19 protein-coding genes are annotated in these 20,854 nt (G+C 60.2%); 12 read left to right on the top strand and 7 right to left on the bottom strand.

The window, feature by feature from the left end:
- Positions 1 to 569 precede the first annotated feature (569 nt).
- The 4 genes from ffh to rpsP are packed head-to-tail and all read left to right on the top strand — an operon-like array spanning position 570 to position 3,419.
- Positions 570 to 2,138, top strand: a complete 1,569-nt coding sequence (gene ffh / locus AC2CHD_RS15545) for a signal recognition particle protein (RefSeq protein ID WP_484554418.1) — start codon at positions 570 to 572, stop codon at positions 2,136 to 2,138.
- A gap of 9 nt (positions 2,139 to 2,147) precedes the next feature.
- Positions 2,148 to 2,480: a chorismate mutase gene (locus AC2CHD_RS15550; protein ID WP_484554419.1), complete on the top strand. Its 333-nt coding sequence runs from the start codon at positions 2,148 to 2,150 to the stop codon at positions 2,478 to 2,480.
- 2 nt (positions 2,481 to 2,482) lie between these two features.
- Positions 2,483 to 2,986: a GNAT family N-acetyltransferase gene (locus AC2CHD_RS15555; protein ID WP_484554420.1), complete on the top strand. Its 504-nt coding sequence runs from the start codon at positions 2,483 to 2,485 to the stop codon at positions 2,984 to 2,986.
- Positions 2,987 to 3,011: 25 nt separating this feature from the next.
- Positions 3,012 to 3,419, top strand: a complete 408-nt coding sequence (gene rpsP / locus AC2CHD_RS15560) for a 30S ribosomal protein S16 (RefSeq protein ID WP_484554421.1) — start codon at positions 3,012 to 3,014, stop codon at positions 3,417 to 3,419.
- 268 nt (positions 3,420 to 3,687) lie between these two features.
- On the opposite strand, the gene AC2CHD_RS15565 is transcribed toward rpsP, so the two are convergent.
- The 4 genes from AC2CHD_RS15565 to leuD all read right to left on the bottom strand — a co-directional run bounded on the left by AC2CHD_RS15565 (position 3,688) and on the right by leuD (position 7,276).
- Positions 3,688 to 4,752 (bottom strand): aspartate-semialdehyde dehydrogenase, encoded by a 1,065-nt coding sequence (locus AC2CHD_RS15565; RefSeq protein WP_484554422.1) that lies wholly within the window; start codon positions 4,750 to 4,752, stop codon positions 3,688 to 3,690.
- Between the two features lie 324 nt (positions 4,753 to 5,076).
- The gene (leuB, locus tag AC2CHD_RS15570; protein ID WP_484554423.1) at positions 5,077 to 6,186 is read right to left on the bottom strand and encodes a 3-isopropylmalate dehydrogenase; all 1,110 of its coding nucleotides are present in this window, start codon (positions 6,184 to 6,186) and stop codon (positions 5,077 to 5,079) included.
- A 35-nt stretch (positions 6,187 to 6,221) separates the two neighbouring features.
- The gene (locus AC2CHD_RS15575; protein ID WP_484554424.1) at positions 6,222 to 6,680 is read right to left on the bottom strand and encodes a RidA family protein; all 459 of its coding nucleotides are present in this window, start codon (positions 6,678 to 6,680) and stop codon (positions 6,222 to 6,224) included.
- A complete protein-coding gene (gene leuD / locus AC2CHD_RS15580; protein ID WP_229449472.1) occupies positions 6,671 to 7,276 on the bottom strand; it encodes a 3-isopropylmalate dehydratase small subunit in 606 nt (201 codons plus the stop codon). The genes AC2CHD_RS15575 and leuD overlap by 10 nt, the downstream gene beginning before the upstream one ends.
- A gap of 115 nt (positions 7,277 to 7,391) precedes the next feature.
- Between leuD and AC2CHD_RS15585 the strand changes: the two genes are divergently transcribed.
- Positions 7,392 to 8,288, top strand: coding sequence for an HpcH/HpaI aldolase/citrate lyase family protein (locus tag AC2CHD_RS15585; RefSeq protein ID WP_484554425.1), 897 nt, complete (start codon positions 7,392 to 7,394; stop codon positions 8,286 to 8,288).
- A gap of 22 nt (positions 8,289 to 8,310) precedes the next feature.
- Positions 8,311 to 8,517 (top strand): DUF1737 domain-containing protein, encoded by a 207-nt coding sequence (locus AC2CHD_RS15590; protein ID WP_229449474.1) that lies wholly within the window; start codon positions 8,311 to 8,313, stop codon positions 8,515 to 8,517.
- Position 8,518: 1 nt separating this feature from the next.
- Here AC2CHD_RS15590 and AC2CHD_RS15595 read toward each other — a convergent pair whose 3' ends face one another.
- A complete protein-coding gene (locus AC2CHD_RS15595) occupies positions 8,519 to 8,941 on the bottom strand; it encodes a metallopeptidase family protein (RefSeq protein WP_484554426.1) in 423 nt (140 codons plus the stop codon).
- Between the two features lie 176 nt (positions 8,942 to 9,117).
- On the opposite strand from AC2CHD_RS15595, the gene ybgF reads away from it, so the two are divergent.
- The 6 genes from ybgF (at position 9,118) to AC2CHD_RS15625 (ending at position 17,236) form a co-directional block, all read left to right on the top strand.
- The gene (gene ybgF / locus AC2CHD_RS15600) at positions 9,118 to 10,071 is read left to right on the top strand and encodes a tol-pal system protein YbgF (RefSeq protein WP_229449476.1); all 954 of its coding nucleotides are present in this window, start codon (positions 9,118 to 9,120) and stop codon (positions 10,069 to 10,071) included.
- Positions 10,072 to 10,079: 8 nt separating this feature from the next.
- Complete coding sequence (tilS, locus tag AC2CHD_RS15605) at positions 10,080 to 11,372, top strand: tRNA lysidine(34) synthetase TilS (RefSeq protein ID WP_484554427.1); 1,293 nt, start codon at positions 10,080 to 10,082, stop codon at positions 11,370 to 11,372.
- 144 nt (positions 11,373 to 11,516) lie between these two features.
- Positions 11,517 to 13,457, top strand: a complete 1,941-nt coding sequence (gene ftsH, locus AC2CHD_RS15610; protein ID WP_484554428.1) for an ATP-dependent zinc metalloprotease FtsH — start codon at positions 11,517 to 11,519, stop codon at positions 13,455 to 13,457.
- 288 nt (positions 13,458 to 13,745) lie between these two features.
- Entirely contained in the window at positions 13,746 to 15,098 is a 1,353-nt protein-coding gene (glmM, locus tag AC2CHD_RS15615) for a phosphoglucosamine mutase (RefSeq protein WP_223022176.1), read from the top strand.
- Between the two features lie 274 nt (positions 15,099 to 15,372).
- Complete coding sequence (locus AC2CHD_RS15620) at positions 15,373 to 16,230, top strand: outer membrane protein (RefSeq protein WP_229449479.1); 858 nt, start codon at positions 15,373 to 15,375, stop codon at positions 16,228 to 16,230.
- Positions 16,231 to 16,396: 166 nt separating this feature from the next.
- Positions 16,397 to 17,236: an outer membrane protein gene (locus AC2CHD_RS15625; RefSeq protein WP_484554429.1), complete on the top strand. Its 840-nt coding sequence runs from the start codon at positions 16,397 to 16,399 to the stop codon at positions 17,234 to 17,236.
- 63 nt (positions 17,237 to 17,299) lie between these two features.
- Here the strand turns inward: AC2CHD_RS15625 and AC2CHD_RS15630 are convergent, their stop codons facing one another.
- Positions 17,300 to 17,944, bottom strand: coding sequence for a LysE family translocator (locus AC2CHD_RS15630; protein ID WP_484554430.1), 645 nt, complete (start codon positions 17,942 to 17,944; stop codon positions 17,300 to 17,302).
- Positions 17,931 to 20,843 (bottom strand): DNA polymerase I, encoded by a 2,913-nt coding sequence (gene polA, locus AC2CHD_RS15635; protein WP_484554431.1) that lies wholly within the window; start codon positions 20,841 to 20,843, stop codon positions 17,931 to 17,933. Before polA ends, AC2CHD_RS15630 begins: the two co-directional genes overlap by 14 nt.
- Positions 20,844 to 20,854: the final 11 nt, after the last annotated feature.

A 20,854-nucleotide genomic window follows, 5' to 3' on the forward strand; every position in this document is an offset into this window, starting at 1 on the left:
AGGATAGCTACAGCCTTCTGTCACCTCCATTGTCCGCTGACCCTCACGGCGCATGGGTGGTGACTGCACCTGGTACTGCGAGCAGCGCGCCTCTGCCCGCGCAACATCCTCTCCTTACCACCGCTGAGCCGATCGAGCGTCAGGTTGCATCCAGCTGGTTCATTGTCTGGCTGGCTGCGCGATACTATCCTGGCTTCTGCGAGGACCTTCCCACTCATCTCCTGGAGATGTGTGGGGAAGAGAAACGAAAAGCAGAACTGGAGAGACGCCATCCCTTGGAAGCAAGACACTGAGAGCCTTGGTCTGCCGACCGCAACGAGAGGCAAACAACGCTTTTTCTTGACTCCGGAGACGATTTCCTGTCTACAAGCGCGAAATTCCGCGACGAGTGACAACTCCGAGCAGCCGACCAGGGCACCTTTCGATAGAAAGTAGCGATCCTGGAGGTCAACACCCGGCAGCGCGATGCGCCCCCGGGTGCTTTTCGGCTTTGCGCGATATTTGAAGCTCAGGCGCGGATGCATTACCTCTCGCATGACCACGAAAGATGCGAGACATGAGGAACGCGGATGTTTGAATCGCTTCAGGAACGCCTTGGTTCCATCCTGAATGGCCTGACGGGCCGCGGTGCGCTGTCGGAGGCGGATGTCTCTGCGGCCCTGCGCGAGGTGCGCCGTGCGCTGATCGAGGCGGATGTGGCGCTCGATGTTGTGCGTTCCTTCACCGACCGGGTGCGCGAGAAGGCTGTCGGCGCCGAGGTTCTGAAATCGATCAAACCCGGCCAGATGGTCGTCAAGATCGTTCATGACGAACTGGTCGAGATGCTGGGCACCGAGGGCGAGACCATCGACCTCAACGCACCGGCACCGGTTGTCATCATGATGGTCGGTCTGCAGGGCTCCGGTAAAACCACCACCACCGGCAAGATTGCCAAACGCCTGACCGAGAAGCAGGGCAAGAAGGTGTTGATGGCGTCGCTCGACACGCGCCGCCCCGCCGCCCAGGAACAGCTCAAGCAGATCGGCGAGCAGACCGGTGTCGCGACGCTGCCGATCGTTGCCGGCCAGACGCCGGTGGAAATCGCCAAACGCGCCACGCAGGCGGCCCGCCTCGGCGGCCATGATGTGGTTATCCTCGATACGGCCGGTCGTACGCATATCGACGAGCCGCTGATGGTCGAGATGTCGGACATCAAGAGCGCGTCGAACCCGCACGAGATCCTTCTGGTGGCCGACTCGCTCACCGGTCAGGATGCCGTCAATCTCGCCAACAACTTTAACGACCGTGTCGGCATCACCGGCCTCGTCCTGACCCGTATGGACGGTGACGGGCGCGGTGGTGCGGCGCTCTCCATGCGCGCTGTCACCGGCAAGCCCATCAAGCTGATCGGTGTTGGTGAAAAGATGGATGCGCTCGAGGAGTTCTATCCCAAGCGCATCGCCGACCGCATTCTGGGCATGGGCGATATCGTTTCGCTGGTCGAGAAGGCCTCCGAGACCATCGATGCGGAAAAGGCCGCGGCGATGGCCAAGAAGATGCAGGCCGGCAAGTTCGACCTGAACGATCTCGCCGAGCAGCTGCGCCAGATGCAGAACATGGGTGGCATGGGCGGCATCATGGGCATGATGCCGGGCATGGGGAAGATGAAGGACCAGATGGCCGCCGCCGGTCTCGACGACAAGATGTTCGGCCGTCAGATCGCCATCATCCAGTCGATGACGCCGAAGGAGCGCGCCAATCCTGAGCTGCTCAAGCACAGCCGCAAGAAGCGCATTGCCGCCGGCTCCGGCACGGATTCGGCGCAGATCAACAAGCTTTTGAAGATGCACCGCCAGATGGCCGACATGATGAAGGCCATGGGTGGCAAGGGCCGCAAGGGCGGCATGATGCGTGGCCTCATGGGCGGCATGGCGCAGAAGATGGGGCTCGGTGGCATGCCGGGTGGTCTTGGGGGAGGTATGCCCGATCTGTCCAAGATGGATCCGAAGCAGCTTGAGGCTCTGCAGAAGCAGGCAGAAGCCGCGGGCCTTGGCGGCGGTCTGCCCAAGGGCGGTTTGCCGAAGGGCCTTCCGGGAATGCCGGGTGGCGGCTTGCCGGGTCTGCCTGGCGGTCTGCCCGGACTGCCGAAGAAGAAGTAAGGGAATCCGATGAGCGACAACACGGATCAGGCCATGGCAAAGCTTCTCGAGCTGCGCGCTTCCATCGACAACATCGATGCCGCACTCGTTCACATGCTGGCGGAGCGCTTTCGCTGCACCCAGGCTGTCGGGCATCTTAAGGCCGTTCACGATCTGCCGCCGGCGGATCCAGCGCGTGAGGAGCGTCAGATCGCGCGCCTGCGCCGTCTTGCCGATGACGCCAATCTCGATCCGGATTTTGCGGAAAAGTTTCTCAACTTCATCATCCGCGAGGTGATCCGCCATCACGAGGCGATTGCCGAGGAGCATGGCAACGGTTCAAAGGGCGATGGGAACGCTTGAGCATGACACCGGTCCTTGAAAGCGAGCGCTTGATCCTGCGCGGCTGGCAGCGGGACGATTTCCCTGCGTATGCGGCCTTTTGCGCGGATCCTGAGCGTACACGCCATATTGGGGGGCCGAAAAACGGGTTTGAGTCGTGGACAAGCTTTTCATCCATGGCCGGTGCTTGGGCGCTGAACGGCTATGGCATGTTCGCTGTTCAGGTGAAAGACACGGATGCGGTGGCCGGCTGTGTGGGTTTGTGGCACCCACCACTGCTTGATGAGCCTGAGCTGGCATGGAGCCTTTATGCCGGTTTCGAGGGCAAGGGTTACGCGGTTGAGGCGGCCCGCCGTGTGCAGGTCTGGGCGGCTGAAGACCTGAAACTGCCGCCGCTTATGAGCTTCGTCCATCCGGACAATCTGGCCTCACAGGCCGTTGCCAAGAGGCTGGGTGCCGAGCCCATGTCTCCCACTGAACTGCGCGGCGAGCCGCGCCTGAGATTCCGGCACGTGTTGCCGGCTTGAAAGCCATTATCGAAAGGAAGAAACCATGGCACTGAAAATTCGTCTGGCCCGTGCGGGCTCCAAGAAGCGTCCTTACTATCATGTGGTTATCGCCGATGTGCGCAGCCCGCGTGACGGCCGCTTCATCGAGAAAGTCGGCTCCTGGAACCCGATGCTCCCCAAGGATGGTGAGCGCGTCGTTCTCAACGAAGAGCGCATCAAGCATTGGCTCGCAAACGGAGCCCTGCCCACCGACCGTGTTCTTCGCTTCCTCGATCAGGCTGGCATCGCCAAGCGTCCGGAGCGCAGCAACCCGAACAAGGCGAAGCCCGGCAAGAAGGCACAGGAGCGTCTTGACGCCGCCAAGCAGGCCGAGGAAGACGCAAAGGCAGCTGCAGCCGAGGCTGAAGCCGCCGCCGAGGCACCGGCTGAAGAGGCCGCTGCAAGCGAGTAAGCTTTGCAGACATGGCTATTGAAGATGGCGGGTCGAAAGGCCCGCCATTTTTTGTTTTGAGATGTGGTGTGACGCTATCCGAGATGGCGCTCGCCCCTCACCCTTACCCTCTCCCCGCTCGCGGGGAGAGGGAGGCATCCACGTTGCGGCCATCCTCCTTCTCCCCGTATGCGGGGAGAAGGTGCCGGCAGGCGGATGAGGGGCCAGCGCCGGCCTCGTCACACAAACACCGCGCAAAAGAAAAAGCGGGCCCGAAGGCCCGCTTTTCTCATTCTTCAATCGAAGAACTCGCCTTGTCTCGGGCAGCTTTCTTCTTCGGCTGGATCAGGCCCTTGGCGACCAGAAGTTCGGCGATCTGCACCGTGTTGAGAGCAGCACCCTTGCGCAGATTGTCGGAGACAACCCAAAGCGCCAGCCCGTTGTCGACCGTGGGGTCTTCACGCAAGCGGCTGATATAGGTGGCGTCTTCGCCGGCGCTCTCGTAAGGCGTCACGTAGCCGCCGTCCTCGCGCTTGTCGATCACCTGGCAGCCCGGCGCTTCGCGCAGGATCTCGCGTGCCTCGTCAGCCGTGATCGGCTTCTCGAATTCAAGGTTCACCGCTTCCGCATGGCCGATGAACACCGGCACGCGCACACAGGTTGCCGTGAGCTTGATCTTCGGGTCGAGCATCTTCTTGGTCTCGGCGACCATCTTCCACTCTTCCTTCGTAAAGCCGTCTTCCATGAAGACGTCGATATGGGGAATGCAGTTGAAGGCGATGCGTTTGGTGAATTTGTTGGTCGAGATCGGATCGGCGACGAAAACGGCGCGCGTCTGCTCGAACAGCTCGTCCATGCCTTCCTTGCCCGCGCCGGAAACCGACTGATAGGTGGACACGACCACGCGCTTGATGGTCGCTGCCTCATGCAGCGGCTTGAGCGCGACCACGAGCTGAGCGGTGGAGCAGTTCGGATTGGCGATGATGTTCTTTTTGGTAAAGCCCTCGACCGCGTCAGGGTTCACTTCGGGAACGATCAGCGGCACGTCCTGATCGTAACGCCAGGCCGACGAATTGTCGATCACGACGCAGCCCTGCTTTCCGATTTTCGGCGAATACTCCTTGGAGACCGAGCCGCCTGCCGACATCAGGCAGATGTCGGTGTCGGAAAAGTCATAGGATTCGAGCGCTTTCACCTTCAGCGTCTTGTCGCCGTAGGAAACCTCGGTGCCGACTGAACGGCGGGAAGCAAGCGGGACGATCTCGTCTGCCGGGAAGCCGCGCTCTTCGAGGATATTGAGCATTTCGCGGCCGACATTCCCCGTGGCGCCGGCGACAGCTATCTTGAAACCCATCTGGTTTGTTACTCCTGTCTCTCTCCGCTTGGCTTTTATTTGAAGGCCTGCATCTGGCAGGCACCTTCTCCCCGGCTGGGCCCGGGGAGAGAACGAGCAGCCGAGGCGTCAGACCGTTTTGGTCGTCGTTTTGGCTGTCGTTTTGGTAAAGCGGAAACCGACGCTGCCGTTCCCGGCCGCGTTCAAAAAACTTTGTGCTGATGGCGCTTCATGGTGCGCGCACATGGCAAAGGGGTCTCCGTTTCCGGGCGTTGTTTTACGCTGAATCGGGCGCAAGTCAACGAAATAGCACGAGCGGCCGGCATTGCCGGCCGCAAAGAGGCCTTAGGCGAGCGCCTTGTATTTGGCGACAATGGCGTCACCCATGGCGGTGGTTCCGACTTCGGTCATGCCCTCGGACATCAGGTCCTTCGTGCGGAGGCCGTCGTCCAGAACCGAAGCGATGGCCTTCTCCAGCCGATCCGCTTCCTCGACCATGTTGAACGAGTAGCGCAGGCACATGGCGAATGAGGCAATCATGGCGATCGGGTTTGCGATGCCCTGGCCGGCGATGTCCGGTGCGGAACCATGTACCGGCTCGTAGAGCGCCTTGCGCGAGCCTGTTTTCTCGTCCGGTGCGCCGAGCGAAGCCGAAGGCAGCATGCCGAGCGAGCCGGTGAGCATGGCGGCAACGTCAGACAGCATGTCGCCGAACAGATTGTCGGTGACGATGACGTCGAACTGCTTGGGCCAGCGCACGAGCTGCATGCCGCCGGCATCAGCCAGCATATGCGTCAGCTCGACGTCGGAATACTTCGCCTTGTGCGTGTTGGCGACGACCTCTTTCCAGAGTACGCCCGACTTCATGACGTTGTGTTTTTCCATGGAGCAGACCTTGTTGCTCCGCGTGCGCGCCAGCTCGAAGGCGACGCCGGAAATGCGCTCGATCTCGTAGGTGTCGTAGATTTGGGTGTCGATGCCGCGCTTCTGGCCATTGCCGAGGTCGATGATCTCCTTGGGCTCGCCGAAATACACGCCGCCGGTCAGCTCGCGCAGGATCAGGATGTCGAGCCCTTCGACGACTTCCGGTTTGAGAGAAGAGGAGGCAGCCAGCGCCGGGTAGCAGATCGCGGGGCGCAGGTTGGCGAACAGCTCCATCTCCTTGCGCAGGCGTAGAAGGCCGGCTTCGGGCCGAACCTCATAGGGCACGCCATCCCATTTGGGGCCGCCGACCGCGCCGAACAGAACGGCATCCGCCGCCATGGCCTTGTCCATATCGGCATCGGAAATCGACTGGCCGTGCGCATCATAGGCGCAGCCGCCCACCAGCCCTTCCTCGGTCTCGAACCCGGCATTGAAGTCGGTGTTCATCATGTCGATGAGTTTCTTGACCTCGGCCATTGCCTCGGGGCCGATGCCATCGCCGGGGAGGAGAAGAAGTTTGCGCGTTGCCATGAAAAGCCTCTCGAACTGGTAATTCGAGGGTCTTGCTAATCCGCCGCGCCCGATTGCGCAAGGCTGTTGCCGTACGAAGCGGTACGGTTGCGCTTCAGCGCGGTCACCTCGATCTCGATCTTCATCTCCGGTTCGTTCAGCTCGCAGACGATCATCGTCGCTGCTGGCCGGACATCGCCGAAGGCTTCGCCCAGGATCGGAAAGACACGGGACACATAAGAGCGGCTGGTTACGTAGTAATGCGCGCGCACCACATCGGCGAGCTCGAAGCCGCCCTCGGTCAGCGCTGCGCGAATGGTGGAAAGGCAGTTGCGTGTCTGCTCTTCCACACTGTCGGGCATGGCCATGGTGGTATAGTCATAGCCCGTGGTGCCGGAGACGAAGCACCATTCTCCATCTACGACCGCGCGGCTGTAGCCTGCGGTCTTCTCGAAGGGAGACCCCGTGGAGATGAGGCGGCGCTGGCCGCCTCTATCATCCCGGTCTACGCCCACGGATGGCTTTCCGTGTACTTGTTCTCGAAGGTCTCGATGGCCGGGGCCTTCTCCATGGTGAGGCCGATGTCGTCGAGGCCGTTCAGCAGGCAGTGCCGCTTGAAGGCGTCGATCTCGAACTTCACCACGCCGCCATCTGGGCCGCGGATTTCCTGCTCTTCCAGATCGACGGTCAGGGTCGCATTGGCGCCGCGCTGCGCGTCGTCCATCAGCATGTCCAGTTCTTCCTGGCTGACCTTGATGGGCAGAATGCCGTTCTTGAAGCAGTTGTTGTAGAAAATATCCGCGAAGCTGGTGGAAATGACACAGCGAATGCCGAAGTCGAGCAGAGCCCATGGGGCATGCTCGCGGCTTGAGCCGCAGCCGAAATTGTCGCCGGCAACGAGAATGCTGGCATTGCGGTAAGCAGGCTTGTTGAGCACGAAGTCGGGGTTCTCGGAACCGTCCTCGTTGAAACGCATTTCGGCGAAAAGCCCGGCGCCGAGGCCGGTGCGCTTGATCGTCTTGAGATAATCTTTCGGGATGATCATGTCGGTGTCGACATTGACGATCGGCATGGGCGCGGCAACGCCCGTCAGCTTGATAAACTTGTCCATGAATCCTGGTCCGTTGTCTGCGCGGCCATTTTATCTGCCGCCTCTCCATACACAAGCCGCCCCCGCAAAGCAAAGCTCTCTTGCGCCGAAAGCGCGGCTGGGCCATGAAACGCATATGCACCATCACCCAGCACAGCTTCGCCGATCCGTTCTCTACGTGCCCGCCAGCAATGAAAAAGCGCTGGTCAAAAGCGCAACGCTTGGCTGCGACGCGGTGATCTATGATCTGGAGGACGCCGTCGGACCGGAGGAAAAGCTCGACGCGCGGGAGCGCCTGCGCGATTTCCTGAACGGCGGAGACCGCCCGCATTGCGAGGTCGTGGTGCGCATCAATGCGCTGAAGAGTATCTGGGGGACGGAGGATCTTCTCGCTGCGCGCGCGGTAAAGCCCGATGCCATTCTCCTGCCCAAGGTGAATGGCCCCCGCGACATTCTCGACGCGGATGCCGCCCTTGATGAAACCGATGCCCCACGCAGCCTGAAACTCTGGGCCATGATCGAGACACCGCGCGCCGTGCTCAATCTGGGGCCGATCGCGGAGCTCGGGCGCGATCCGGCTGCGCGCCTCGCCTGTCTCGTTGCCGGGACGAATGACCTTGCCAAGGAAACCGGGGTCGCCCTGACCGAAGACCGCCGCTATATGGCGCCGTTTCTGTTTCAACTGGTCATGGCGGCGCGCGCCGGAGGTATTTCAGTGCTTGATGGTGTGTCCAACGACTTTCGCGATCTCGATACATTTGAGGATAGCTGCCGGGAAGCGCGCTCGATGGGGTTCGACGGCAAGACGCTCATCCACCCGGCACAGATCGCGCCGGCCAATGCGGTTTTTGCACCTTCCTCCGAAGCCATTGCCGAGGCCGAGGCCATCGTTGCCGCCTTCGCAGATCCCGAAAACGCCGGGCGCGGCGTGATTTCGCTCAACGGGCGCATGGTGGAACGTCTGCATCTGGAGATGGCTCAGACATTGCTCGAGCGCGCCAGTGCAATCAGATTGAAAGTGCAATCAGACTGAAAGAGAGTGGGGAGACGGCCCGATGAGACTCTATCGTTTTTTGACCGGCCCGGACGATGCAAGCTTCTGTCACAAGGTGACGGCTGCTCTCAACAAGGGCTGGCTGCTCCACGGTTCCCCCAGCTATGCCTATGATGCCGAGGCCAAATCCATGCGGTGCGGACAGGCGGTCTACAAGGAGGTCGAAGGGGTGGAGTACACACCCGAGATGAAGCTCGGGGAATATTGAGTCAGGCCACAGCCTCTTCGATACGCGCCATATCATCATCGGTCAGGCCGAAATGGTGGCCGACTTCATGAATGAGAACGTGGTTGATGATGTCGCCCAGCGTCTCCTCATTTTCGGCCCAGTAATCAAGAATGGCGCGCCGGTAAATCGTGATGCGGTTCGGCCCTTCGCCGGTGGCGGGGTTCCAGCGTTCAGCGATGCCGCGCCCCTCAAACAGACCGAGGAGGTCGAAAGGCGTCTCCAGGGCGAGATCGTCCATGATTTCCTCGGTGGGGAACTCCGCCACCTGAATGATGATCTCGCCCGTTAGCTGACGAAACTCCTCGGGAAAATTTGCATAAGCTTCGAGCGCTAAAAGCTCCATCTCCTGAAGCGAAGGCGAAAGCTGGTTTTCCCAGGCCCGTGTCTGATAGATGCGTGCCATTCCTAGTCCTTTGAAGCGCCATATAGCGGTTTATGTGACCGGTTTCGAGAGTGAAATGCGCCTTTGCGTTCGGCGTCAGATGCCAAAATTCAAAATTTGGCCGAAGTCTCGCGCCCTGATAAAGAGCAAATGGGGCGAAGAACAGCCCTGTTGTCTATTGCGAAAGCGAGATTGGAATGTTTTTGCGAACTATTCTCGGCGGCGTTCTAGCGTTGCCGTTTCTCATGGCGGGGCACGCTTTTGCGTTTGGTCCCGCGACAGCGCCAACAGCCGGCTTTGCCAAACAGAATGGTGGTCACGTTGTTCTTGTCCAGGCGGGCGATCCACGGGTCAGCGGCCTGGAAGAGCAGGTCCGTGAACTCAATGGACGTGTGGAAGAGCTGAACTTCCAGATTCTGCAGATGCAGGATCAATTGCGTCGCATGCAGGAGGATAACGAGTTCCGTTTTCAGGAGTTGGAAAAAAACGGCGGATCGGGAGCAGCGCCGGCAGGGGGGCTTTCCGACCAGCGTACCGAGCGGCTGCCGCCTTCGAATAGCCCGGAGGGCAATCTGAACGGTGGAACCCAAAGTGCATCACGGGACGCGCCGACCGTTGGTGAACCACCACGAACGCTCGGCAGCGTTCGTTTCGATGCAAATGGTAATATTGTCGGCGGAGAAGTCGGCGAGCCCATCGATCTCACCCGCTCGGGTGAGATTGGTCCGATCGGACAAGGTGACCAGATGGCCTCGCTTCCCTCTGCGGATGACCCGGAAGAGCTCTACAGGAACTCCTACGAATTCATTCTTTCGGGCGATTACAAGACGGCGGAAGCCGGCTTCCGTCAGCATATTGACCGCTTTCCAAGCGATACCCGTACACCGGACGCGCATTTCTGGCTCGGAGAGTCGCTTCTTGGGCAGGACCGTTATCGCGATGCAGCGGAGATCTTTCTGCGCGCAAGCCGGGAGTATCCAAATGCCGACAAGGCGCCTGATATGCTTCTCAAGCTCGGCATCTCGCTTGCTGCGATGAACCAGCGCGACGTGGCCTGTGTCACCTATAACGAAATTGGCCAGAAATACCCTGATATCTCCACGGCGCTGCGCGAGCGCGTGAAGCAGGAACAGGCGCTCGCGGGTTGTTGAACCCGGTGATGCAGCCAGATCCGCGACAGCTTTTCGACGGTATCGCATTCTCCCGGCATCATGGTGTGGTTGCAGCGGTCTCCGGCGGTGGCGATTCCCTCGCTCTACTTCTTCTTCTTCAGGAATTCCTCGATTCACAGGCAGATGCTCCGGCTCTTACAGCCGTGACGGTCGATCACGCGCTAAGGGCGGAAGCCGCAGATGAGGCGCGCTTTGTTGCCGGGCTTTGCGCCTCCCGCGGCATCGCACACCGCACGATGGTCTGGCGCGGCGAAAAGCCGGCGACGGGCCTCTCGGCCGCTGCGCGCGCGGCTCGGCTGGAGCTTCTTGCGCAGGCGGCGCAGTCAGTCGGGGCAGGGCTTGTCTTTACGGGCCATACCCGGGATGACCAGGCCGAGACGGTATCCATGCGTACTGCGCGCGGCACCGGACGTGGTGGTGCCGGCATTGCCCCGGCTTCACTCCACAACAGCGGAATCTGGTTTGTGCGGCCATTGCTTGCCTGCGGACGGGCGGAGCTCCGCAATTATCTGGCGAAGCAGAACATTCGCTGGATCGATGATCCGACCAATGATGATCCAGATTATGAGCGCGTGCGTGTGCGCCGCTCACTGACTCCTGAACGGGTAGCAGAATGCGTTGCAGAAGCTGACGATGTCGCTAGCGAGCGTCGTTTGCTTGGAATGCGTGCGGCGCGGATAATCGACGATCATGTACGCCGGATGGCGCCGGGGCTCTATCGGGTTGATCCGGCTCTTGTGGAAGACACGGACAGTGCGGGGGCGCTCTATGCCTTGAGGGTCCTGGCAGCGATGGTCGGAGGCGCGTCCCACTTGCCGGCCGAGAACGCATCGGAGCGCGTCTTTGCCGCGCTGCGGGACGGCGTTTGCGCCACATTGTCGCGGTCCGTGATCGACTATCGTTCCAGCGGCGTCTATCTTCACCGTGAACGGCGCAACCTGCCCGTCAGAATGCGTGTTAGGCAGGGGATGCTCTGGGATGGGCGCTATCGGATCACCGATGGCGACGGTCTGCATGTGGCTCCATTCGGGGGCGTCGCACGCGATCATCCAGCCGAGGCAGACCCTGATCTGCCCCAGGATCTTCAATTTGCAGCACAATTTGCCGAGCCGGCCCTGTGGCGCGGCGATGCATTGATCGGGGCGGCCCTGGATGCGGATGGAGGGGTCAAGGTCGGTGTACCTGCGCCCTGGGCGACGCTGCTTCCCTCCTTCGACGTTGATGTGGCGAAGGCCCTTATCCGTCTGTTGGGCGGGAAAACTGTTCTCGCCTTGCCTTGAGCGCACCACATTCAGTGACGAAGCTTAACCTAAAGGCGAGCTGGTGCAGTGCTTCGGCTTGGCAAGAAAGCGCCGGCTCCCTATGTTAATTCAGACCATGAAAAACGGACGATCGCCGGGCTACGGCGAGTATGCGGGACTTATATGAATCCGAATTACAGAAACTTTGCGCTCTGGGCGATTATCGCCGTCCTGCTGATTGCGCTCTTCAACCTGTTCCAGGCTCCCCAGCAGCGCGGTGCGACGCGCGATATTGCGTATTCGCAGTTTCTGGAAGAGCTTTCCTCGGGAAGCATTGAATCGGTGACGATCACCGGTGATCGCATCACCGGCACCTATACGGGCAATCGCACACCCTTCCAGACCTACTCGCCGGGCGATCCCTCGCTTGTGCAGCGCCTGGAAGAACGCGGCGTGACGATCAATGCGCGTCCTGAAACCGACGGTTCCAATTCTTTCCTCGGCTATCTCGTGTCGTGGCTGCCGATGATCCTGATCCTGGGCGTGTGGATCTTCTTCATGCGCCAGATGCAGTCGGGCTCGGGCCGGGCGATGGGCTTCGGCAAATCCAAGGCCAAGTTGCTGACGGAAGCCCATGGCCGCGTCACCTTCCAGGATGTGGCTGGCGTCGATGAAGCCAAGGAAGACCTTGAGGAAATCGTCGAGTTCCTACGCGATCCGCAGAAATTCCAGCGTCTCGGCGGCAAGATCCCGCGTGGCGTGCTGCTTGTCGGCCCGCCCGGAACCGGCAAGACGCTTCTTGCCCGCTCGGTGGCGGGTGAGGCCAATGTGCCGTTCTTCACCATTTCTGGTTCGGATTTCGTGGAAATGTTCGTCGGTGTCGGCGCGTCCCGCGTACGCGACATGTTCGAACAGGCCAAGAAGAACGCGCCCTGCATCATCTTCATCGACGAAATCGATGCGGTCGGTCGTCATCGTGGTGCCGGTCTCGGCGGCGGTAACGACGAACGCGAGCAGACGCTGAACCAGCTTCTCGTCGAGATGGATGGCTTCGAGGCCAATGAAGGCATCATCCTGATTGCCGCCACCAACCGTCCGGACGTGCTCGACCCCGCGCTTCTGCGTCCGGGCCGTTTTGACCGTCAGGTCGTGGTGCCGAACCCGGATGTGGCCGGCCGCGAGAAGATTCTCAAAGTGCATGTGCGCAATGTGCCGATGGCGCCGAATGTCGACTTGAAGGTCGTTGCGCGTGGAACGCCGGGCTTTTCCGGTGCCGACCTCGCCAATCTCGTCAACGAGGCTGCTCTGATGGCAGCGCGGCGCAACAAGCGTCTGGTCACCATGCAGGAGTTCGAAGACGCCAAGGACAAGGTGATGATGGGTGCCGAGCGCCGCTCACACGCCATGACCCAGGAAGAAAAGGAACTCACCGCCTATCACGAGGCCGGCCACGCCATTGTCGCACTCAATGTGCCGAAGGCTGATCCTGTCCACAAGGCGACGATCATTCCGCGCGGTCGAGCTCTCGGCATGGTCATGCAGCTCCCCGAAGGCGACCGCTATTCGATGAGCTACAAGTGGATGATATCGCGTCTGGCCATCATGATGGGCGGACGTGTGGCCGAAGAACTCAAATTCGGCAAGGAGAACATCACTTCAGGCGCTTCCTCGGACATCGAGCAGGCGACGAAGCTCGCCCGCGCCATGGTTACGCAGTGGGGCTTTTCCGACGAACTCGGCCAGGTGGCCTATGGCGAGAACCAGGAAGAGGTCTTCCTTGGCCATTCCGTGGCGCGTCAGCAGAACATGTCGCAGGAGACGCAGCAGAAGATCGACAGCGAAGTGCGCCGCCTGATCGACGAAGCCTATGCGACAGCGCGCGATATCCTGACCAAGAAGAAGAAGGGTTGGATCGCCATCGCCGAAGGGCTGCTGGAGTATGAGACGCTTTCGGGCGACGAAATTCAGGCGCTGCTCAAGGGTGAGAAGCCTTCGCGCGATTCCGGCGACGATACGCCCCCGTCTCGCGGTTCGGCTGTGCCAAAGACCGGCACCCGATCCCAGGGGCAGAAGAAGGGTGGCGACGAGCCTGAGGGTGGTATGGAGCCGCAGCCGCAGGGCTGAGCCTGCTCTGTGGACCATATAGCCATTGTTGAGAAAAGCCGTGAACGTCGTTTCGCGGCTTTTTTCGTGCGCAGCCATGTGAGACAGGCCAGATGGCGGGCTCTGGCATCCTGTCTTGTTAATTTGCCTTTAAGTATAATTCGCAAGCAGACGTTTAGTCGAAAAGCGTTACACTGCCTCACAGAATTTGATGCAAACGAGTGCTGCTCTTATGGCAAAGAGTGACTGGGGGATGCCGCTTTGACGAGAAAACCAGACAAAGTGCGCCAGACGGGCAGCAAGGGAAAAATGACAAAAAAATACTTTGGTACCGACGGGATTCGCGGGCGTGCGAACCGGTTCCCGATGACGGGCGAGATCGCGATGAAGGTCGGCATGGCAGCAGGCCTTTCGTTTCAGAACGGGAGCCATCGCCACCGCGTGGTGCTCGGCAAGGATACCCGGCTTTCCGGCTATATGATCGAAAACGCCTTGGTTTCCGGTTTCTGTGCCGCCGGCATGGATGTGTTTCTGTTGGGGCCGATACCCACGCCCGCAGTGGCCATGCTTGTGCGTTCGCTGCGCGCCGATATCGGCGTGATGATTTCAGCTTCCCACAATCCCTATTACGACAACGGTATCAAACTCTTTGGACCCGATGGCTACAAGCTGTCGGACAAGATCGAGGGCCGTATCGAGGCGATGCTCGACAAGGAAGTCGAGTTGGCGCTTGCCGACAATGGCGGACTTGGCCGGGCCAAGCGCGTCGACGGGGTTCACGATCGTTACATCGAATTCGCCAAGCGTACCTTGCCACGCTCCATGTCCCTTTCCGGGCTGCGCATTGTGGTCGATTGTGCCAATGGTGCCGCCTATAAGGTTGCACCTGCCGTTCTCTGGGAACTCGGGGCCGAGGTCGTTGCCATCAATGTTGAGCCCAACGGTGTCAACATCAATGAAGATTGCGGATCCACACATCCTCTCGGCCTCGCCAAGAAGGTGCATGAGGTGCGGGCTGACATCGGCATCGCACTCGATGGCGACGCGGACCGCGTCGTGATCGTCGATGAAAATGGCACGGTGATCGATGGCGACCAGATCATGGCGCTCATCGCGCAATCCTGGCACAAGGCGGGAAAGCTCCAGGGCGGCGGCGTTGTCGCGACAGTCATGTCCAATCTCGGGCTGGAGCGTTTCATGGGGGATCTGAAGCTCGATCTGCACCGCGTAAAGGTTGGTGACCGCTATGTGGTTGAACGCATGCGTGCCAACGGGCTGAACGTTGGCGGTGAGCAGTCAGGTCACGTTGTTCTCTCGGATTTCTCGACCACGGGCGACGGGCTGGTTGCGGCACTGCAGGTGCTTGCCTGCATTAAGCGGGAGAACCGCCCTGCCAGCGAAGTCTGCAAAAAGTTCGAGCCTGTCCCACAGCTCCTGAAGAATGTGCGCATCTCCGGCGGGAAGCCACTCGAATCGGCTCCGGTGAAGTCGGCCATCGCCGAAGCGGAAGCCCGGTTGGGTGGCAAGGGGCGGCTTGTCATCCGGCCGTCCGGCACCGAGCCGCTCATCCGCGTGATGGCGGAGGCGGACGATCCGGCACTGGTTGAGAGCGTGGTCGATGACGTCATCAACGCGATTGCAGACTCCAAGAACGCGGCCTGACGCGACAGAAGAGAGACAGCAGAGACGCCGGCGCTGAGCGCCGGCTTTTTTTTGCGTTTCGCGCGGTTGGCCAAGCTGACACAGGACCGAACTCTAGCCGCCCGGACACCGGATGGCTCATTCCCGATCCGGCCACTTCCCGCAAAACGTGCATGGTGAACGTGGTTAAGGCTTAAGGTTAAGCCGTATTTAACTTTTTTGCTCAAATACTCCCGTCGAGTTGCAATTTGCCACTGTGCCCAGGGGGGCGCGGCAACGCCAAGGATGGGATGTTATGTTGAAGTCTATGAAGGTCTTCGGGGCGGCCTTGCTGCTAAGTGCTCCGACCGCCGGCTATGCTGCGGATCTGTATGAGCCACCGATCATCGAAGCTCCCGAACCTCTGCCGCCGGTGGTCCAGCCGGCCCCGTCCTTTGGCGGCTGGTATATTCGCGGCGACATCGACTACCACTGGTCGAAGCTGCGTGGTACCGAATACATCACCTATGGTCCCGCACCGGGTGGTCTTCGCGGCGGAACAGCCTCGTTCGACACGACCGATCTCAAGGGCGCCATGTCGCTCGGTGCCGGTATCGGCTACCAGATCAACAAGTACCTCCGGACGGACTTGACGGCCGACTATTGGTTCAAGTCCGACTTCACCGGCTCCACCTCCGGCGACTGCGGCGGTAGTCCCTGCGTGTCCACGGACACGTCGGCTTACAGCGCTTGGCTCCTGATGGCCAATGCTTATGTCGATCTCGGCACCTATTACGGCTTCACCCCCTATGTGGGTGCAGGTATTGGTGGCGCCTACATCATGTGGGATGATCTGACGAACTCGATATCGGGCGGCAGCACCACCGTGCATGAGGGCTCCAGCAACTGGCGTTTCGCCTACTCGTTGATGGCCGGTACCTCTTACTGCCTCACCGAAAACCTCAATCTCGATATGGGCTATCGCTTCACGCGCGTCGCAGGCGGCCGCATGTTCGAATATGCGTCTGGCGTTGCACCCGGTTTTGACGACGGCTTCAACGTGCACGAAGCACGTGCCGGTTTGCGGTATCAGTTCGGCGGCAGCTCCAACTGCGCGCAGCCGCAGGTGGTCAGCTACGACCCGCCGCCGTTTGAACCGCCGGTTTACAAATAGAATCAGCGATTTGGCTTTTCGCACCGCCCGGCTTTGCGCCGGGCGGTTTTTGTTTGCGCGGTAACCCGATGTTAGCCTTAACCTCGGCTTAACCCGGATGGTTAACAATGATCTCCAACAGCGGCGGGGGCAGCGTTTATCCGTCGCATTTTGCGGAGTTCGGATTATGCGCACCATCACCCGTCTGTTTGCTTCCTCGGTATGCCTGACGCTGATTTCGATCGGCACGGTTGCTGCCGCTGACTACGATCCACCCATCATCATCGATCAGGCGCCTGATGTGGTGCCGGTGGAGATTGGTAGCGGCTGGTATCTGCGCGGCGATATCGGCTATTCGCTGAAGACAGAAGCGAAGGACCCCTTCACCTATCGGACCTTTGACGGCGCCAGCTATGGGTCAGCTTCATTCGACAATGTTTCGCTGTCCGATAATTTCACCTTTGGTATCGGCGCCGGCTACTCCTTTACAGACTGGCTTCGTGCCGATGTGACACTGGATCGATTCTCAGCCGATTTCAGCGGTTCTACCTCGAGCGCCACTCCATGTCCCGGAAGCCCGGTCGGTACCACCTGTCGTTCTGAAGATTCGTCCGAGGTAACCGGCTATTCGATGCTTCTGAATGGCTATGTTGATCTCGGCACCTTTGTCGGCTTCACGCCTTATGTGGGTGCTGGTGTTGGCTACACCTATCTCCGCTGGGACGATCTGACCAACAGCTCATACTGTGTGGGTGGCGCCTGTGCGTCGCCAGCGCTGGTGGGAACAGCCACGCACTCCGGTGAGTCTGACTGGCGCTTCACCTATGCTCTGATGGCTGGCGTTTCCTATGACTTCTCCAACAATATGAAAGTCGATCTGGGCTATCGCTATCGCAATATCGATGGTGGTGACATGTTTGGTTGGGATGCAGCCACGGCAGGAGCAGGAGCAACCGGCATCCAGGGGACTGACAGCGGCCTTTCCATGCATGAGATCAAGGTTGGCCTGCGCTACGAGCTCTGGTGAGCACAGCCAGACAACCGGCTGAATGATAACGAGACCCCGCTGCCACAGCGGGGTTTCGTCCATTCAGCGAGCTGTCGACCAGCCGAACCAAAGAGCGACGAGTGCGAGCAGCGCGGAAAGCGTACGCCGCGCGATGCGTTCCCGACGCGGATCGGTCAAAAACGGTTGTAGCCGGCTGGCCAATACGACAATCAGACCGTGAATCAGTGTTGCGATGCCCACATAAATCAGCGTCAGAACCAGGGTCTGCGGGGTGAGCGATAGTGACGGATTGACGAAAGTGGGCAGCACCGCAATGTAGAAAACGGCCGCTTTCGGATTGAGCAGATTGGTGACCAGTCCGCGGAGAAAATGCTGTTCGTCCGGCCGGTCGCCCGCCGAGACCACGTCGCTGCCCTGCCGCCACCCATCCCATGCGAGGTAGAGCAGGAACACAACCCCGGCCCAACGCAGAGCCTCATAGAGCAGCATGGATGCCTGGATGATCTGTGCGACACCAAGCGCTGCGACAATACCGACGATGCCGAGCCCTAGCGCGACACCGGCGACGGTGGCAAAACCTGCTCGGCGGCCCTCCGACGCGGATATTAGCGCCAGATAGGCCATGTTGGGACCCGGGGTGAGCTCGATCAGCGTCGATGCCAGAGCGAATGAGGCGATGACGGTCAGATCGAGTTCCCAGAAGGTCATGACATCAGTGGGCTTCATCCCAGTTGTTCGCGGCGCGCGCTTCCACCTGAAGAGGAACGGAAAGCGCGCGCGCTGGCAGAGCCGCGTTCTCCATCACCTCGCAGATGACGGGGATGGCCTTTTCCACCTTGCTCTCCGGCGCTTCGAAGATCAGCTCATCATGGACCTGGAGCAGCATCTGAACGTCTTCGAGGCCTGCATCAGCAAGTGCGTCTTCCATACGGGCCATGGCGCGGCGGATAATGTCGGCTGCCGAGCCCTGGATGGGAGCGTTGATCGCCGCACGTTCGTTGAAAGCGCGCAATTGCGGATTGGATGAGCGAATTTCAGGATAATGCGCGCGCCGCCCGAAGATCGTCTCCACATAGCCGCGTTCCTTTGCCTTGGCCTTGGTGGAATCCATGTAATCCTTGATGCCGGGGAAACGTTCGAAATAGCGTTTGATATAGGCGCTGGCCTCTTCACGCGGAATGCCGAGCTGATTGGCCAACCCGAACGCCGAAATACCGTAGATGATACCGAAGTTGATCGCCTTGGCGCGGCGGCGCACCTCCGGCGGCATGCCCTCAATCGGTACATCGAACATTTCGGAAGCCGTCATGGCGTGAATGTCCAGCCCGTCGGCAAAAGCCTTCTTCAGTTCTGGGATATCGGCGACATGGGCAAGCACACGCAGTTCGATCTGGCTGTAGTCGGCCGAGATCAGCCTGGCGCCCTCAGGTGCCACGAAGGCGGTGCGGATTTTGCGGCCTTCCGTGGTGCGGATCGGGATGTTCTGCAGGTTCGGTTCGGACGATGAGAGGCGTCCAGTCGTGGTGGAAGCAAGTGCGTAAGAGGTGTGCACCCGCTTGCTTTCAGGGTTGATGTAGCCTGGCAAAGCATCCGTGTAGGTGGATTTGAGCTTGGTCACCTGACGCCAGTCGACGATCTTGCGCGGGAGCTCATGGCCCGCGGCTGCGAGGTCTTCGAGCACCTGCGCCGAAGTCGACCATTGGCCGGTCTTGGTCTTGCTGCCGCCCGGCAGGCCCATCTTGCCGAACAGGATCTCGCCAAGCTGCTTGGGTGAGCCGATGGTGAATCGCTCCCCGGCCAGCTCGTAGATTTCATCCTCTATGCCTGCGGCCGTCTGGGCGAAATCGCCGGAAAGCCGCGAGAGAATTTGCCGGTCGACGGCAATGCCGCGATGTTCCATGCGGCTAATTACCGGGATCATGGGCCGTTCAAGCCGTTCATAAACGGAAACGAGGCCTTCAGCGGCAAGTCGCGGTTTCAGCACCTGCCAAAGCCGCAAGGTGATGTCGGCATCCTCGGCGGCGTAGGCGGTGGCCCGCTCCAGTTCGACCATGTCGAATGTCACCTGCTTTCGGCCCGTTCCCGTCAGTTCCTTGTAGGGAATGGGTGTGTGGCCGAGCCAGCGTTCGGAAAGCGCATCCATGCCGTGGCTCACCGTGCCATGGCTGCCGGTTCCGGCATCGAGCACATAGGAGATGAGCATGGTGTCGTCGACACCGACGATCTCCACGCCCAGCCTATACATCAACAGCCAGTCGTATTTGAGGTTCTGGCCGATCTTGAGCACGGCCGGGTCAGCCATGATGGCGCGGATCGCCTCCAGCGCATCCTTCTGTGCAATCTGGTTCTCAATCAGCCCGCCACCCAGGAGATCGCCGTCTCCGCTCTTGTGGTTAAGGGGCACATAGGCGGCGCGACCCGGCCTGGTGGCTAGCGAGAAACCGCACAGCTCCGCCTGCATTGGGTCGAGAGATGTGGTCTCGGTGTCGAAGGCGAGGATACCGGTTTCATAGGCCTCTTCCATCCAGGTTTTCAGTGTGTCCAGATCTCGGATGCATTCGTAGCCGGCGTGATCGAAGGACTGGGCTGCACCTGCTTCAGCGATACTGGCTGCCAGTTTTGCAGGTGTTGCCGTATCATCTGCGCCGGCCTCCGAAGCGGGATCCAGATCCGGACCATGGGCGCTCTCGCCCGCTTCGACCTCCACATGCGCGGCCTCGATCTCCGCCACTTCGGCTCCGGTGGCCTCGGCAACGCGGCGGGTCAGTGTGGAGAACTCCATCGCCTTCAGAAAGCCGATCAGCTTCGGTCCATCGGGTGGAGCCAGCTCGAACGTGTCGATCCCGTGCTCGACCGGTACGTCGATCCTGAGCTTCACCAATTCACGGGAAATGCGTGCCTTTTCGGCGAATTCGATCAGGTTTTCGCGCCTTTTGTTCTGTTTTATCTCATTTGCGCGAGAAAGCAGCGTGTCGAGATCACCATATTCTTCGAGCAGTTGTGCGGCCGTTTTCGGACCGATCCCGGGGACGCCGGGGACGTTGTCCACCGAATCGCCGGTCAGCGCCTGAAGATCGATCATCTTTTCAGGCGGGACGCCCCATTTCTCGATCACTTCCGGAACCCGGATCTCACGATCCTTCATCGGGTCATACATCGAGACCTGATCGGTGACGAGCTGCATCAGGTCCTTGTCGGAGGAGATGATGGTCGTTTCAGCACCTGCTTCACTCGCCAGCCTGGCATAGGTGGCGATGAGGTCGTCGGCCTCGAAACCCGCCATCTCGATACAGGGAAGATCGAAGGCCTGTGTCGCTTCGCGGATCAGGCCGAACTGCGGCACCAGGTCTTCGGGCGGCTCAGAGCGGTTGGCCTTGTATTCCGGGTAGAGGTCGTTGCGGAAGGTTTTCGAGGAATGGTCGAAAATCACCGCGAAATGCGTCGGTGTGACGCCGACATCCGTGTCACGCGCGTTTTGCAGCAGTTTCCAGAGCATGTTGCAGAAGCCGGCCACGGCGCCGACGGGAAGTCCGTCGGATTTTCGGGTCAGCGGGGGCAGCGCATGATAGGCGCGGAAAATATACCCCGAGCCGTCTACGAGAAAGAGATGATCGCCTTTTTTCATGGCTGTACGGG

Source organism: Nitratireductor sp. ATLC21 (assembly GCF_057196525.1).